Source organism: Pseudomonas sp. Pseusp3 (assembly GCF_047304225.1).
Lineage (GTDB): Bacteria > Pseudomonadota > Gammaproteobacteria > Pseudomonadales > Pseudomonadaceae > Aquipseudomonas > Aquipseudomonas fluorescens_CD.
In genome coordinates, this window is record NZ_JBGLYV010000068.1 from 1 (window position 1) to 15,276 (window position 15,276).

Here is a 15,276-nt window from a genome sequence, read left to right on the forward strand (position 1 = left end):
AAGGCGGTTTGTCAGTCACATCGAGGTTGGATGTGCCGCCGTCTTCGCGAGCAAGCCCGCTCCCACATGGGGTGTGTGGTGCTTTACAGAACCGAAGCCGTCTGCGGCGTTTTCGGTTGGCGGTACAGGTCGAGCAGCACCTGATCGAGCACTGAAGAGGCGCCGAACGGGGCCTTGTCGTTGAGGATCGCTACCACTGCCCAGGTATTGCCGTTGACGTCGCGACTGAAGCCGGCAATCGCCCGCACGGTGTTCAGGGTACCGGTCTTGACGTGGGCTTCACCGCGCATCGCAGTGGTCTTGAGGCGCTTGCGCATGGTGCCGTCGGTGCCGGCAATCGGCATCGAGCTGATGTATTCGGCGGCATACGGGCTGTGCCACGCCGCTTCAAGCATCGAGGCCATTTCCCGGGCGCTGACGCGCTCGGAGCGGGACAGGCCGGAGCCGTTCTCCATCACCAGATGCGGCGCGGTGATGCCTTTTTTCGCCAGCCACTGACGCACCACACGCTGGGCGGCCTTGGCGTCGTCACCATCGGCATCGGTGCGGAAGCGTTGACCAAGGCTCAGGAACAACTGCTGGGCCATGGTGTTGTTGCTGTACTTGTTGATGTCGCGGATGACTTCCGCCAGGTCCGGCGAGAATGCCCGGGCCAGTACCTTGGCGTCTTTCGGTGTTGGCGCCAGCACATCCTTGCCCTGGATGCTGCCACCCAGTTCCTTCCAGATCGCCCGGACGGCGCCGGCGGTGTAGGTCGCATGGTCGAGCAGCGACAGGTAAGTCTGCGAGCTGCAGCCTTCACCCAGTTGACCGCCAACCGTCACGGTCACGCTGCCATCGGCCTGTGCCACCGGGTTGTAGCGCACGCCACCGGTGCATTGCTTGGAGTTGAGGGCCTTGACCTGGTTGTCGATGCGGATGCTCGCAATCGGCGGTTCCACCGAGACCAGCACCTTGCCCGAGTCATTGCGCGCGACGAAGCGCAGCGCCTTGAGGTTGACCAGCAGCGAGTCGGGTTTGACCAGGAACGGCTTGTTCTCGTCGTTGCCGTCGTCATTGAACTCCGGCAGTTGCGGTTGCACGAAGAAGGTTTTATCCAGCACCAGGTCACCGGTGACCTGGGTGACGCCGTTGGCACGCAGGTCACGCATCAGCAGCCAGAGTTTTTCCATATTCAGCTTCGGATCGCCGCCACCCTTGAGGTAGAGGTTGCCGTTGAGGATGCCGCCACTGAGGGTGCCGTCGGTGTAGAACTCGGTTTTCCACTGGTGGTTCGGGCCGAGCATTTCCAGGGCCGCGTAGGTGGTGACCAGTTTCATGGTCGACGCCGGGTTGACCGAGACGTCTGCGTTGAACACCGTCGGGGTGCCGGGGCCGGTGAGCGGGATCATCACCAGCGACAGGGCGTTGTCCTGCAACTTGCTGGCTTTCAGGGCTTTTTCAACGTTGGGCGACAACGCAGTGTTGATGGGAGCTGCGGAAACGGAGAGGGCCAGGGGAAAAAGAAAACCGGCCAACAGCAATGGACGCAAAGATTTGATCATCTGAAATAAAACCCTACAGCCGAGGGGGAATAAGACGAGGGCATGGAGATAAATTCCCTCAATGGTCATGAAAGTGTCGGCATTATGCCCCAAGGTGTCACGGCTTGTGCCGTGCGCGGGCGGTCTGACGGGCTATTTTTTTACCGACGGTAGGCATAGTGGCCCACAGAGTCAGGCAATCGGCGGCTTAAACTGCTAAAGTGCCGCCCGTTATTACTTAAGAGGATTGTTCCAATGGCGACTAACCGTTCCCAGCGTCTGCGCAAAAAACTGTGCGTCGATGAATTTCAAGAGCTGGGTTTCGAACTGAACCTGGATTTCAAAGAAGATTTGGCTGATGAAGCCATTGATGCTTTCCTCGATGCGTTCCTCAAAGAAGCCATGGAAGCCAACGGCCTGGGCTATGTTGGCGGCGACGACTACGGTCTGGTTTGCCTGCAGAAGCGTGGCTCGGTCAGCGCTGAACAGCGCGCTGCCGTTGAAGCCTGGCTCAAAGGCCGCACCGAGCTGACCAGTGTTGAAGTCAGCCCGCTGCTGGACGTCTGGTACCCGGAAAAGCCGATCAATCCGGTAGCTTGATGTTCTGAAAAAAACGGCGACCCGAGGGTCGCCGTTTTTTTGCCTGCTCTTTGTAGGAGCGAGCTTGCTCGCGATGAACCTGAGAGCGCCGCGGGGGTCTCAGGTTTCCAGCGTTATCGTTGACGACCATCGCGAGCAGGCTCGCTCCTACAGTTCAGGATCACCAGCGTCACCACCCCCGCGACAATCCCCCAGAACGCCGAACCGATGGAAAACAGCGTCAGCCCCGATGCCGTGACCATGAAGGTGATCAGCGCGGCTTCACGCTCCTTCACTACGCTCATGGCAATGCTCAGGCCGTTGATGATCGAGCCAAACAGCGCCAGCGCAGCAATCGACAGCACCAGTTCCTTGGGCAGCGCGGCAAACAATGCGGCGAGCGTCGCGCCGAACACGCCGGCGAACCCGTAGAAAATCCCGCACCAGACGGCTGCGGTGTAGCGCTTGTTGCGATCTTCATGGGCGTGCGGTCCGGTGCAGATCGCTGCGCTGATCGCCGCCAGGTTGATCCCGTGCGAGCCGAACGGTGCCAACAGCAAGCTGGCGATGCCGGTGGTGGTGATCAGCGGCGAGGCTGGCACCGTGTAACCATCGGCGCGCAATACGGCGATACCGGGCATGTTCTGTGACGTCATGGCGACGACAAACAGCGGGATGCCGATGCTGATGGTTGCTGCCAGGGAGAAGTGCGGCGTGGTCCAGACCGGCGTCGCCACTTCCAGGTGAAAACCGCTGAAGTCCAGCAGCCCCATCAAACCTGACAATGCCGTGCCGATCAGCAATGCCGCCAGCACCGCATAGCGCGGCGACAGGCGCTTGACCAGCAGATAAGTGGCAAACATCCCCAATACCAGGCCGGTGCGGTGTTGCGCCGCGACGAAAATCTCGCTGCCGATCTTGAACAGGATCCCTGCCAGCAGGGCGGCGGCCAAGGATGCCGGGATTTTTTTCACCAGCCGTTCGAAGCTGCCGGTCAACCCGCAAATCGTCACCAGCACCGCGCAGGTAATATAGGCACCAATGGCCTCACCGTAGCTCACGCCGCCCAGGCTGGTGATCAGCAGCGCGGCACCAGGGGTCGACCAGGCAATGGTGATCGGCGTGCGATAGCGCAGGGACAGGCCAATGGAGCACACCGCCATGCCGATGGAAATCGCCCAGATCCACGAAGAAATCTGCCCGCTGCTCAGGCCCGCCGCTTGCCCGGCCTGAAACATCAGCACCAGGGAGCTGGTGTAGCCGGTCATCATGGCGATGAACCCGGCGACGATGGCCGAGGTCGAGGTATCGGCCAATGGACGGAGTTGGGTGTGCGTGGCGTCGTTCATGACGGCGGTGTTCCTTATACCAATGAAGATGTCCGCAGCGATGCAGAGCCATGTGGGAGCGGGCTTGCTCGCGAAGAGGGCGTGTCAGTCGACATTGATGTTGCTGACAGACTGCATTCGCGAGCAAGCCCGCTCCCACAGGAGGGCGGATTCTGCGAACAAGCCTAAACTCAAAAGTAACCAGGCGTTGCGATACAGCCGAGGCAACATTCAGCCGTACAGTCGTGTTGCCACCATCCATTGTGTACAATCGTGGTGTTTTTTACGCGATACTTGCCAGCGACCCACTGTGCCGTATTACAGTCACCGTCAATTCGCCGCAGTTCTTCCGACTCGAGTGCCCATGAACGAACAGTTGCAACCCCTAAAGAAACAGCCGCGAGCAGGCAAAGCCGGCCGCAGCGGTACCCAGGACGATATTGTCTACGCGCATATCTTCGAGGCCATCCTCGAGCAGCGTCTGGCGCCCGGCACCAAGTTGAGCGAAGAAGCGCTGGGGGAAATTTTCGGGGTCAGCCGCACCATCATTCGCCGCGCCTTGTCGCGCCTGGCCCATGAAGGCGTGGTGCTGCTGCGTCCGAATCGCGGCGCCGTCGTCGCCAGCCCGAGCGTCGAAGAGGCGCGACAGGTGTTCATGGCCCGACGTCTGGTCGAGCGCGCGATCACCGAGTTGGCGGTGCAGCACGCCACCGCCGAGCAGATTGCCGAATTGCGCCAGATGGTCAACGACGAGCGCGACAGCTTTTCCCGTGGCGACCGTGGTGCCGGCATCCGCCTGTCGGGCGAATTCCACCTGAAACTGGCCGAAGCGGCAAAAAACGCCCCGTTGATCAGCTTCCAGCGCAGCCTGGTGTCCCAGACTTCGCTGATCATCGCCCAGTACGAAAGCGGCAACCGTTCCCACTGCTCCTACGACGAGCACACCCAGTTGATCGACGCCATCGAGAAACGCGACGCTGAACTGGCGGTCGACTTGATGATGCATCACATGGATCACATCGACAGCAAGCTCAACCTCGACGAGGAAAGTGCTTCGGATGATCTGCATGCGGTGTTCTCGCATTTGTTGCAGACCAAGAAGCCAGGGCGTTCGCCAGCGAAAATCTGATGGACCGCGGTGCCTGCTTCGCGAGCAAGCCCGCTCCCACATTGGAATGCGTACACCTGTGGGAGCGGGCTTGCTCGCGAAGGCGGCATCAATGACACAAAAAATCCCCCGGGGCTGAACACCACCGGGGGATTTTTTATGCCTGGCAAATTTTACCGCTGATGCACCAGATTCCCCGCCGCATAAGTTTGCAGCACCGTCCGGTCATCCCCCAGCGTCATCAACACGAACAACGTCTCGGCGATGTTATTGGCCTGCTTCAGGCGATAGCCCAGCAGTGGCGTGGCGTTGTAGTCCAGCACCAGGAAGTCGGCGTCGGTGCCCGGTTGCAGGTTGCCGATCTTGTCTTCCAGACGCAGCGCGCGGGCGCCACCGAGGGTTGCCAGGTACAGCGACTTGAACGGGCTCAGGCGTGCGCCTTGCAGCTGCATGACCTTGTAGGCTTCGTTGAGGGTTTGCAGCAGCGAGAAACTGGTGCCGCCGCCCACATCGGTGCCGATGCCGACATTGAGCTTGTGCTTCTCGGCCATCGGCAGGTTGAACAGGCCGCTGCCGAGGAAGAAGTTCGAAGTCGGGCAGAACGAGATGGCCGAACCGGTTTGCGCCAGTCGCGCGCACTCCTCATCGCACAAGTGCACGCCGTGGGCGAACACCGAGCGCTCGCCGAGCAACTGGTAGTGATCGTAGACGTCCAGGTAGCCCTTGCGCTCCGGGAACAGTTCCTTGACCCACTCGATCTCCTTGAGGTTTTCGCTGATGTGGGTCTGCATGTACAGATCCGGGTATTCAGTCAGCAACTGGCCGGCCAGGGTGAGTTGTTCCGGGGTGCTGGTCGGTGCGAAGCGCGGGGTGACGGCGTAGTGCAGGCGACCCTTGCCATGCCAGCGCTCGATCAGCGCCTTGCTTTCCACGTAGCTGGATTCGGCGGTGTCGGTCAGGTAGTCAGGCGCGTTGCGGTCCATCATCACCTTGCCGGCGATCATCCGCAGATCCAGCTGTTGGGCGGCTTCGAAGAACGAGTTCACCGATTGCGGGTGTACGCTGCCGAACACCAGCGCGGTGGTGGTGCCGTTGCGCAGCAGTTCCTTGATGAAAATGTCCGCGACTTCGTCGGCGTGGGCCTTGTCGGCGAACTGGCTTTCGCACGGGAAGGTGTAGGTGTTGAGCCAGTCCAGCAATTGCTCGCCGTAGGCGCCGACCATGCCGGTTTGCGGCAAATGGATGTGGGTATCGATGAAGCCGGGAGTGATCAGTGCGTCCTGATAGTGGGTGATTTCGACGTCGGCCGCCAGGGTCGGCAGCAGTTCGCTGGCGTGGCCGAGGGCGCTGATCTGGCCGTTATCCACAACCAGCAAACCGTCTTCGAAGTACTCGTAGGAGGCTTCGATGCCCACGATGGCAGGGTCGGCGATGCTGTGCAGGATGGCGGCGCGGTAGGCTTTGCGAGTCAGAGGCATGAGAATTCTCAGTTGGAGGCTTGGCTGCGGCGTGACGCAGGCAGCAATTTGGCAATCGATCCGGTGCTGGCGGTGTGCTGACCGAAATTCGCGTTATAGGTGGCGATGATTTCGCCGGCGATGGAGATGGCGATTTCCACAGGCAACTTGCCTTTGACTTCGCCGATACCCATCGGGCAGCGCATGCGTTGCACGACGCTGGTGTCGAAGCCGCGGTCGCGCAGGCGATGTTCGAACTTCACGCGCTTGGTCTTCGAGCCGATCAGGCCGAAGTAGGCGAAGTCGTTGCGCTTGAGAATCGCGGCAGTGAGTTCGAGGTCGAGTTGATGGTTGTGGGTCATCACGATGCAATAGCTCCCGGCAGGGAGATCATCGACTTCATCCACCGGTTCTTCGCTGACGACCTTGCGCACGCCATGGGGGATCTGCTCGGGAAACTCCGCATCCCGCGAGTCGATCCAGCGCACCCGGCAAGGCAGGCTGGCCAGCAGTGGCACCAGCGCCCGGCCCACGTGGCCGGCACCGAACACGGCGATCTGCGCCTGTACCTGGCCCATCGGTTCGAACAGCAATACCGTGGCACCACCGCAGCATTGGCCGAGGCTGGCACCGAGGCTGAAGCGCTCCAGATGGGTGTCCTGTTTGCCGCTGGCCAGCATCTCGCGGGCAATCTGCATGGCCTTGTATTCCAGGTGTCCGCCACCGATGGTGTCGAAGGCCTGGTTCGCGCTGATGACCATCTTCGAGCCGGCATTGCGCGGCGTCGAGCCGAGCTCTTCGATGATGGTTATCAGCACGCAGGGCTCACCCCGGTTTTGCAGGTCGGCGAGGGCGTCGATCCAGTTGTACATGTTCACCTCGACATCGTTGTTGTCTGTTCGGGCCTCTCGCGAGCAAGCCCGCTCCCACAGGGGATTGCATTCCAAATGTGGGAGCGGGCTTGCTCGCGAAGGCGGCGCCTCGGTCTTAGAGTGAAGCCAGCTCGGTTTCAGCCTCGACAGCCTTCGCCGCCTTCAACTGGCGCATCTGCTCACAGCCCCACAACACCCGCTCCGGGGTCGCCGGTGCATCGATTTTCGGTTGATGCCTGTAATCGCCCAGGCTCGCCACCGCGTCCTTGATTGCACACCACGAGGCGATGCCAAGCATGAACGGCGGCTCGCCCACGGCCTTGGAATGGAACACCGTGTCTTCCGGGTTCTTGCGGTTTTCCACCAGCTTCACCCGCAGGTCCAGCGGCATGTCCGCCACGGCCGGGATCTTGTAGCTGGCCGGGCCGTTGGTCATCAGCTTGCCCTTGTTGTTCCACACCAGCTCTTCCATGGTCAGCCAGCCCATGCCCTGGATGAAACCACCCTCGACCTGACCGATGTCGATGGCCGGGTTCAGCGAGGCGCCGACGTCGTGGAGGATGTCGGTGCGCAGCATCTTGTATTCGCCGGTCAGGGTGTCGACCAGCACTTCGCAGCACGCCGCACCGAAGGCGAAGTAGTAGAACGGCCGGCCACGGGCCTGGCTGCGGTCGTAGTAGATTTTCGGGGTCTTGTAGAACCCGGTGCTCGACAGCGACACCTGAGCGAAGTACGCCTGCTGGATCAGTGCTTCGAAGGTCAGGATATGGTCGCGTACGCGCACGTGGCCGTTGTGGAATTCCACGTCCTCTTCGCTGACCTTGTATTGGCGGGCAGCGAATTCCACCAGGCGTTGCTTGATGGTTTCCGCCGCGTTCTGCGCGGCCTTACCGTTAAGGTCGGCACCGCTGGAAGCGGCGGTCGGCGAGGTGTTCGGTACTTTGTCGGTGTTGGTCGCGGTGATTTGCACGCGGTCCATTTCGACCTGGAACACTTCGGCCACGACCTGCGCGACCTTGGTGTTCAGGCCCTGGCCCATTTCCGTGCCGCCGTGGTTCAGGTGGATGCTGCCGTCGGTGTAGACGTGCACCAAGGCGCCTGCCTGGTTGAGGAAGCTGGCGGTGAAGGAAATACCGAATTTCACCGGGGTCAGCGCCAGGCCTTTTTTCAGGATCGGGCTATTGGCGTTGTAGCGACGGATGGCTTCGCGACGCTCGGCGTACTGGCTGCTTTCTTCCAGTTCGGCGGTCATCTCCTCGAGCATGTTGTGCTCGACGGTCTGGTAGTAATGGGTGACGTTGCGCTCGGTCTTGCCGTAGTAGTTGGCCTTGCGCACTGCCAGCGGGTCGAGGTTCAGATGCCGGGCAATCGCGTCCATCACTTCTTCGATGGCGACCATGCCTTGCGGGCCGCCGAAACCACGGTAGGCGGTGTTCGACGCAGTGTTCGTCTTGCAGCGATAACCGTTGATGGTCGCGTCGCCCAGGTAGTACGAGTTGTCGGAGTGGAACATGGCACGGTCAACAATCGAGTTCGACAGGTCCGGCGAGCAGCCGCAGTTACCCGCCAGTTCCAGCTGGATGCCATGCAGGCGCCCGCTGTCGTCGAAGCCCACGTCGTATTCGACATAGAACGGATGGCGCTTGCCGGTCATCAGCATGTCTTCGACCCGTGGCAGGCGCATCTTGGTCGGTTGGCCGGTCAGGTGCGCGATCACCGCGCACAGGCAGGCCGGGCTCGCGGCCTGGGTTTCCTTGCCGCCGAAACCGCCGCCCATGCGGCGCATGTCGACGACGATCTTGTTCATCGACACGTCCAGCACTTCCGCTACCAGTTTTTGCACTTCGGTGGGGTTCTGCGTGGAGCAGTAGACGATCATGCCGCCGTCTTCAGTGGGCATTACCGAAGAGATCTGGGTTTCGAGGTAGAAGTGCTCCTGGCCGCCGATGTGCAGCGTGCCCTGGATACGGTTTTTCGCGGTCGCCAATGCCCCTGTCGAATCACCGCGTTGATGGGTGTGGGTGTCCAGCACGAAATGCTTTTTGCGATAGGCCTCGACCACGTCCAGCACCGGTTCCAGGTCTTCGTATTCGATCACGGCGGCCATGGCGGCCTTGCGTGCGGTCTCCAGGTCGCGGGCGGCCACGGCCACCACTACCTGACCGACGAACTGCACCGTGTCGATGGCCAGCAACGGATCGCCGGGCAGCAACGGGCCGATGTCTTTCAGGCCCGGTACGTCTTCGTGGGTAATGGCGATGCGCACGCCTTCGAAGGCGTAGCAGGGCGCGGTGTCGATGCTGATGATGCGGGCATGGGCGCGGTCCGACATGCGCGCATAAACGTGCAACTGGTTCGGAAACTCCAGGCGGTCGTCGATGTACTGCGCTTCACCGGCGACATGCTTGGCGGCGCTGTCGTGCTTGACGCTGCGGCCGACACCGGTGGTCAGGTCCTTGGCGAACAGTTCAGCCAATTCGGCTTGGGTCTTCTCTACGGCGTGATGATTAGACATAAGCGGTCACCCGAGTCTCGATGTGCGGTGTTTGCAGTTCGATGAAGTATTTGCGCAGCAGGTTCTGCGCGCTGAGCAGGCGATATTCCTTGCTGGCGCGGAAGTCCGAGAGCGGCGTGAAATCTTCGCCCAGGGCAGCGCAGGCACGTTCAACGGTGGCGTTGTTGAATGGCGAACCAAGCAACGCGGCTTCGCAGGCTGCGGCGCGTTTCGGAATGGCTGCCATGCCGCCGAAGGCGACGCGGGCCTCGGCCACCACGCCGTTTTCCAGGCGAATGTTGAAGGCGGCGCACACGGCGGAAATGTCGTCGTCCAGGCGCTTGGAGACTTTGTAGGCGCGGAACAGTTTTTCGACGCTGGCGCGCGGCACGATGATCTTCTCGATGAACTCGCTTTCCTGGCGCGCGGTGACGCGGTAATCGATGAAGTAATCTTCCAGCGCCAGGGTGCGGCGGGTTTCGCCTTTGCACAGCACGATTTGCGCACCGAGGGCGATCAGCAGGGGCGGCGAGTCACCAATCGGCGAGGCGTTGCCGATGTTGCCGCCGAGGGTGCCCTGGTTGCGGATCTGCAAGGAGGCGAAGCGGTGCAGCAATTCACCGAAGTCCGGGTACTCGGCGTTCAAGGCCTCGTAGCAATCGGAAAGGGCCGTAGCGGCGCCGATTTCCAGACGATCGTCAAAACGTTCGATGCGTTTCATCTCGGCGACGTTGCCGACGTAGATCATCACCGGCAGGGTGCGGTGGAACTGCGTGACTTCCAGCGCCAGGTCGGTACCGCCGGCCAACAGGCGGGCCTGTGGATAAGCGTCGTAGAGGTCGGCCAGGTCGGCCACCGTCAGCGGCACCAGGCAGCGTTTGTCGCCGCTATTGAGTTCGCCGATATCGGTAGGGGCAATGGCTTTCAGGCGCGCGATGGTGTCGGCCTCGCGGGCGTCGAACTGGTCCGGTTGCTTGCCGCAGCACGATTGCTCGGCGGCTTCCAGGATCGGCCGGTAGCCGGTGCAGCGGCAGAGGTTGCCGGCCAGCGCTTCGTGGGCCTTGGCATGATCCGGTGCATCGCTGTTCTTTTGCAGGGCAAACAGCGACATCACAAAGCCTGGGGTACAGAAACCGCATTGCGAGCCGTGGCATTCGACCATGGCTTTCTGCACGCTGTGCAGTTGACCTTTGTGCTTGAGGTCTTCAACGCTGATCAGCTGTTTGCCGTGCAGGGACGAGACGAAGGTCAGGCACGAGTTGAGGCTGCGATAGCGAATGTGTTCGCGGCCGTCATCATCCGTTTGCAATTCGCCGACCACCACGGTGCAGGCGCCGCAGTCACCGCTGGCGCAGCCTTCTTTGGTGCCGGGTTTGCCCACATGGTCGCGCAGATAATTGAGCACGGTCAGGTTCGGGTCCAGGGCGTGCTCGCTACGGAGTTCCTGGTTTAGTAAAAACTGGATCACGGAAGGCCTCGCAGACTCATTATTGTTGTTAACCGATAGGACCGAATTTAGCAGGTCTGACTTTTCGGTCAATGATTTTCTGACTTAAAGGTCAGGAAATTGCATTTTGTCGATCAACCACCTGTTCCTTAATTATTGTCGCTGGTTCGATAGCCTGCCTTTTTGCTTGAATTAGCTTGAATCGTGCCAAAAACCTCCGGGCGGGCACTCCGCCATGAGGCAGCAATTGCGCTACACTGCGCCGCTTGTACAGATCGAAGAGTTTGAAGAACAACCATGACGTTCAAGGCGCCGGACAGCCTCGCCGAGCAAATCGCTCACCACCTCGCCGAACGCATCATTCGCGGCGAAATGAAGCCCGGGGAGCGCATCCAGGAACAGAAGGTCACACTGGCCCTCAATGTCAGCCGTGGTTCGGTCCGCGAGGCTCTGCTGATCCTCGAGCGTCGGCACCTGATCGCGATCCTGCCGCGACGTGGCGCCCATGTGACCGAGCTCACGCCGCACAAGGTGCAGAGCCTGTGCACGCTGATGAGCGAGATGTACATCCTGCTGGCCAACTCCGTGGCCAGTGGCTGGAAAGTCCAGGCTGACCTGGCGCCGTTCGTGCAGATTCAGCAGCGCCTGACCGCCAGCTACGAGCGCCAGGACATCCACACCTTCGTCGACGACAGCTTCAGCGTGATGCGTGCCACCTATGGGTTTGCCAATAACCCGTACCTGCAGGAAACCGTCGAGAATCTGCAGCCGGCCATGAGTCGTGCCTATTTCCTTGCCCTGGACCAGCGCAAGGCGTCGATGAGCGAGTTCCTGGAACTGTTCGAACGCTTGCTCGCGGCCGTGATCGCCCGTGACTTTGTGCAGATTCGCGTGGTGCTGACGGCTTACGCCCAGCGCAGTTGCGAGCTGGTGATCTCCGCTCTGACGGACGCCTGAGCGTGCGCCTAAAGTGCATCAAGCTGGCGGGGTTCAAGTCCTTCGTCGACCCGACCACGGTGAACTTTCCCAGTAACATGGCGGCGGTGGTCGGACCCAATGGCTGCGGCAAGTCGAACATCATCGACGCCGTGCGCTGGGTAATGGGCGAAAGTTCGGCGAAGAACCTGCGCGGCGAGTCGATGACCGACGTCATCTTCAATGGCTCTACCAGCCGCAAGCCGGTGAGCCAGGCGAGCATCGAGCTGGTGTTCGATAACTCCGACGGGACACTGCTCGGCGAGTACGCTGCCTACGCGGAAATTTCCATTCGCCGCAAAGTGACCCGCGACAGCCAGACCACCTATTACCTCAACGGCACCAAATGCCGGCGTCGTGACATTACTGACATCTTCCTCGGCACCGGCCTTGGTCCGCGCAGTTACTCGATCATCGAGCAGGGGATGATCTCCAAGCTGATCGAGTCCAAGCCCGAAGACCTGCGTAACTTCATCGAAGAAGCCGCGGGCATCTCCAAGTACAAGGAGCGCCGGCGCGAGACGGAAAACCGTATCCGCCGCACCCACGAAAACCTTGAGCGCCTCACCGACCTGCGTGAAGAGCTTGAGCGTCAGCTCGAACGCTTGCACCGCCAGGCCGAGGCCGCCAGGAAGTATCAGGAATTCAAGGGCGAGGAGCGTCAGCTCAAGGCCCAGCTGTCAGCCCTGCGCTGGCAGGCGCTGAACGATCAGGTCGGCCAGCGTGAAGCGATCATCGGTAATCAGGAAGTTTCCTTCGAAGCCCTGGTGGCCGAGCAACGCAATGCCGACGCGAGCATCGAGCGCCTGCGTGACGGGCACCACGACCTGTCGGAGCGCTTCAATCTGGTGCAAGGGCGCTTCTACTCGGTCGGCGGCGACATTGCCCGGGTCGAGCAGAGCATCCAGCACGGCCAGCAGCGTCTGCGGCAATTGCAGGACGACCTGAAAGAAGCCGAGCGCGCACGCCTGGAAACCGAATCCCACCTGGGCCACGACCGCACGTTGCTGCTGACCCTCGGCGAAGAGCTGGACATGCTCACCCCGGAACAGGAAGTCACCAGCGCCGCCGCCGAAGAGGCCGCTGCCGCGCTGGAAGAATCCGAAACCACCATGCATGGCTGGCAGGAGCAGTGGGATACGTTCAACCTCAGCGCCGCCGAGCCGCGCCGTCAGGCCGAAGTGCAGCAATCGCGGATCCAGCAGCTGGAAACCAGCCTTGAGCGTCTGGCCGATCGCCAGAAGCGTCTTGGTGAAGAGCGCGCCTTGCTCTCGGCGGACCCGGAAGACGCGGCGATCATGGAACTCAGCGAGCAGCTCGCTGAATCCGAAGCGACCCTTGAGGATTTGCAGACCAGCGAAGAAGCGCAGGTCGAAAAACTTGAGCAATTGCGTCAGGAGCTGCAGCAGGCGCTGTCGGCGCAACAGCAGGCCCAAGGTGATTTGCAGCGGCTCAACGGGCGGCTGGCTTCGCTTGAAGCCTTGCAGCAAGCCGCGCTCGACCCGGGTACCGGTACCGCCGAATGGCTGCGCGAGCAGCACCTGGCGGATCGTCCGCGCCTGGCCGAAGGGCTGAAGGTTGAAGCCGGTTGGGAGCTGGCGGTGGAAACCGTGCTCGGTGCCGACTTGCAAGCGGTGCTGGTGGACGATTTCAACGATTTCGATCTGTCGGGCTTTGCCCAGGGCGATTTGCGTTTGCTCAGCCCGGCCAGCGATGGCGTACGAGTGCCGGGCAGCTTGCTGGACAAGGTTGAAGCGCAGATCGACCTGTCGCCATGGCTGGGGCAGGTCAAGCCGGTCGACAGCCTTGAACAGGCCTTGGCCTTGCGCGGGCAACTGGCTGCCGGGCAGAGCCTGATCAGTCGTGACGGTTACTGGGTCGGTCGGCATTTTCTGCGGGTGCGCCGGGCCAGTGAAGCGGAAAGCGGCGTGCTCGCCCGTGGTCAGGAAATCCAGCAACTGGGCCTTGAGCGCGAAGCGCTTGAAGCCGCTGTCGAAACCCTGGAAACCCAACTGCAGAATCTCAGGGCGCAACAGCGTCAGCAGGAAAACGGTCGCGAACATTTGCGCCGCTTGCTGCAGGACGAAGCGCGTCAGCAAGGTGAGTTGAAGGCTCAATTGTCGGCCGGCAAAGCCAAGGTCGAGCAATTGACCCTGCGCCGTACCCGCCTCGACGAAGAGCTCACCGAGCTGGACGAACAACGCGCCCTGGAGCACGAAAACATCGGCGAAGCGCGCCTGCAATTGCAGGAAGCCCTCGACAGCATGGCGCTGGACACTGAGCAGCGTGAGTTGCTGCTGGCGCAGCGCGACAGTTTGCGTGAGCGCCTGGACCGGGTGCGTCAGGAAGCGCGGCAACACAAGGATCACGCCCACCAGTTGGCGGTGCGTTTAGGTTCGCTCAAGGCACAGCATGATTCGACGCGCCAGGCGCTGGAGCGTCTGGAGATGCAGTCCGAGCGGCTGACCGAAAAGCGCGAGCAACTGAGCCTCAATCTGGAGGAGGGCGAAGCGCCACTGGAAGAATTGCGTTTGAAGCTCGAGGAGTTGCTCGACAAACGCATGACCGTCGACGAAGAGCTCAAGACCGCGCAGATCGCCCTTGAAGACGCCGACCGCGAATTGCGCGACGCCGAGAAGCGCCGCAGCCAGGCCGAACAACAATCCCAGTTGATTCGCAGTCAGCTCGAAACCCAACGCATGGAATGGCAAGCCCTGACCGTGCGCCGCAAGACCTTGCACGACCAGTTGCTGGAAGACGGCTACGATCTCCACGGCGTACTTGCGACATTGACTGCCGAGGCCAGCGAGAAGGAAGCCGAGGAAGAACTTGAGCGCATCGCCGCGAGGATTCAGCGCCTGGGCGCGATCAACCTGGCGGCCATCGATGAGTACCAGCAACAATCGGAGCGTAAACGTTATCTGGATGCCCAGAATGACGATCTGGTGGAAGCGCTCGACACCCTTGAGAACGTGATTCGCAAGATCGACAAGGAAACCCGCAACCGTTTCAAGGATACCTTTGATCAGATCAATGGCGGTTTACAGGCGCTTTTCCCAAAAGTTTTCGGTGGAGGTCGCGCGTATTTGGAACTGACGGGCGAAGATTTACTCGATACAGGGGTAACAATCATGGCGCAGCCGCCCGGAAAGAAGAACAGCACCATCCATTTGCTCTCCGGCGGCGAAAAAGCCCTGACCGCATTGGCCCTGGTTTTTGCGATCTTCAAATTGAATCCGGCGCCGTTCTGCATGCTCGATGAAGTTGACGCGCCGCTGGATGACGCTAACGTTGGACGCTACGCGCGATTGGTAAAAGAGATGTCACAGACAGTGCAGTTCATCTATATCACCCACAACAAGATCGCCATGGAAATGGCCGAACAACTGATGGGTGTGACGATGCACGAACCCGGTTGTTCACGTCTGGTGGCAGTGGATGTCGAGGAGGCGATGGCGATGGTGGACGCCTGAGTCGTGATTGCAGGAAGAGT

General features: G+C 61.0%; 10 protein-coding genes. 4 read left to right on the forward strand and 6 right to left on the reverse strand.

Features of this window, described 5'->3' with window-relative positions; translation table 11 throughout:
* Window positions 1-83: 83 nt before the first annotated feature.
* Window positions 84-1,544, reverse strand: a complete 1,461-nt coding sequence (gene dacB, locus ACCD00_RS21145; RefSeq protein ID WP_413427376.1) for a D-alanyl-D-alanine carboxypeptidase/D-alanyl-D-alanine-endopeptidase — start codon at window positions 1,542-1,544, stop codon at window positions 84-86.
* A gap of 234 nt (window positions 1,545-1,778) precedes the next feature.
* Here dacB and ACCD00_RS21150 point away from each other — a divergent pair, with 234 nt between their 5' ends.
* A complete protein-coding gene (locus ACCD00_RS21150) occupies window positions 1,779-2,123 on the forward strand; it encodes a YggL family protein (protein ID WP_007971486.1) in 345 nt (114 codons plus the stop codon).
* Window positions 2,124-2,236: 113 nt separating this feature from the next.
* Here ACCD00_RS21150 and ACCD00_RS21155 read toward each other — a convergent pair whose 3' ends face one another.
* A complete protein-coding gene (locus ACCD00_RS21155; RefSeq protein ID WP_413427377.1) occupies window positions 2,237-3,451 on the reverse strand; it encodes a benzoate/H(+) symporter BenE family transporter in 1,215 nt (404 codons plus the stop codon).
* A gap of 343 nt (window positions 3,452-3,794) precedes the next feature.
* On the opposite strand from ACCD00_RS21155, the gene ACCD00_RS21160 reads away from it, so the two are divergent.
* Complete coding sequence (locus tag ACCD00_RS21160; protein ID WP_008021853.1) at window positions 3,795-4,559, forward strand: GntR family transcriptional regulator; 765 nt, start codon at window positions 3,795-3,797, stop codon at window positions 4,557-4,559.
* Window positions 4,560-4,711: 152 nt separating this feature from the next.
* Here ACCD00_RS21160 and guaD read toward each other — a convergent pair whose 3' ends face one another.
* The 4 genes from guaD to xdhA all read right to left on the reverse strand — a co-directional run bounded on the left by guaD (window position 4,712) and on the right by xdhA (window position 10,829).
* A complete protein-coding gene (guaD, locus tag ACCD00_RS21165; RefSeq protein WP_413427378.1) occupies window positions 4,712-6,016 on the reverse strand; it encodes a guanine deaminase in 1,305 nt (434 codons plus the stop codon).
* Window positions 6,017-6,024: 8 nt separating this feature from the next.
* Window positions 6,025-6,867, reverse strand: coding sequence for a xanthine dehydrogenase accessory protein XdhC (xdhC, locus tag ACCD00_RS21170; RefSeq protein WP_413427379.1), 843 nt, complete (start codon window positions 6,865-6,867; stop codon window positions 6,025-6,027).
* 115 nt (window positions 6,868-6,982) lie between these two features.
* Entirely contained in the window at window positions 6,983-9,382 is a 2,400-nt protein-coding gene (gene xdhB / locus ACCD00_RS21175; protein WP_413427380.1) for a xanthine dehydrogenase molybdopterin binding subunit, read from the reverse strand.
* The gene (gene xdhA, locus ACCD00_RS21180) at window positions 9,375-10,829 is read right to left on the reverse strand and encodes a xanthine dehydrogenase small subunit (RefSeq protein WP_322614141.1); all 1,455 of its coding nucleotides are present in this window, start codon (window positions 10,827-10,829) and stop codon (window positions 9,375-9,377) included. Before xdhA ends, xdhB begins: the two co-directional genes overlap by 8 nt.
* A 276-nt stretch (window positions 10,830-11,105) precedes the next feature.
* On the opposite strand from xdhA, the gene ACCD00_RS21185 reads away from it, so the two are divergent.
* Complete coding sequence (locus ACCD00_RS21185) at window positions 11,106-11,765, forward strand: GntR family transcriptional regulator (protein ID WP_413427381.1); 660 nt, start codon at window positions 11,106-11,108, stop codon at window positions 11,763-11,765.
* 2 nt (window positions 11,766-11,767) lie between these two features.
* On the forward strand, window positions 11,768-15,256 hold the full coding sequence (gene smc / locus ACCD00_RS21190; protein ID WP_413427382.1) for a chromosome segregation protein SMC: 3,489 nt from the start codon (window positions 11,768-11,770) through the stop codon (window positions 15,254-15,256).
* Window positions 15,257-15,276: the final 20 nt, after the last annotated feature.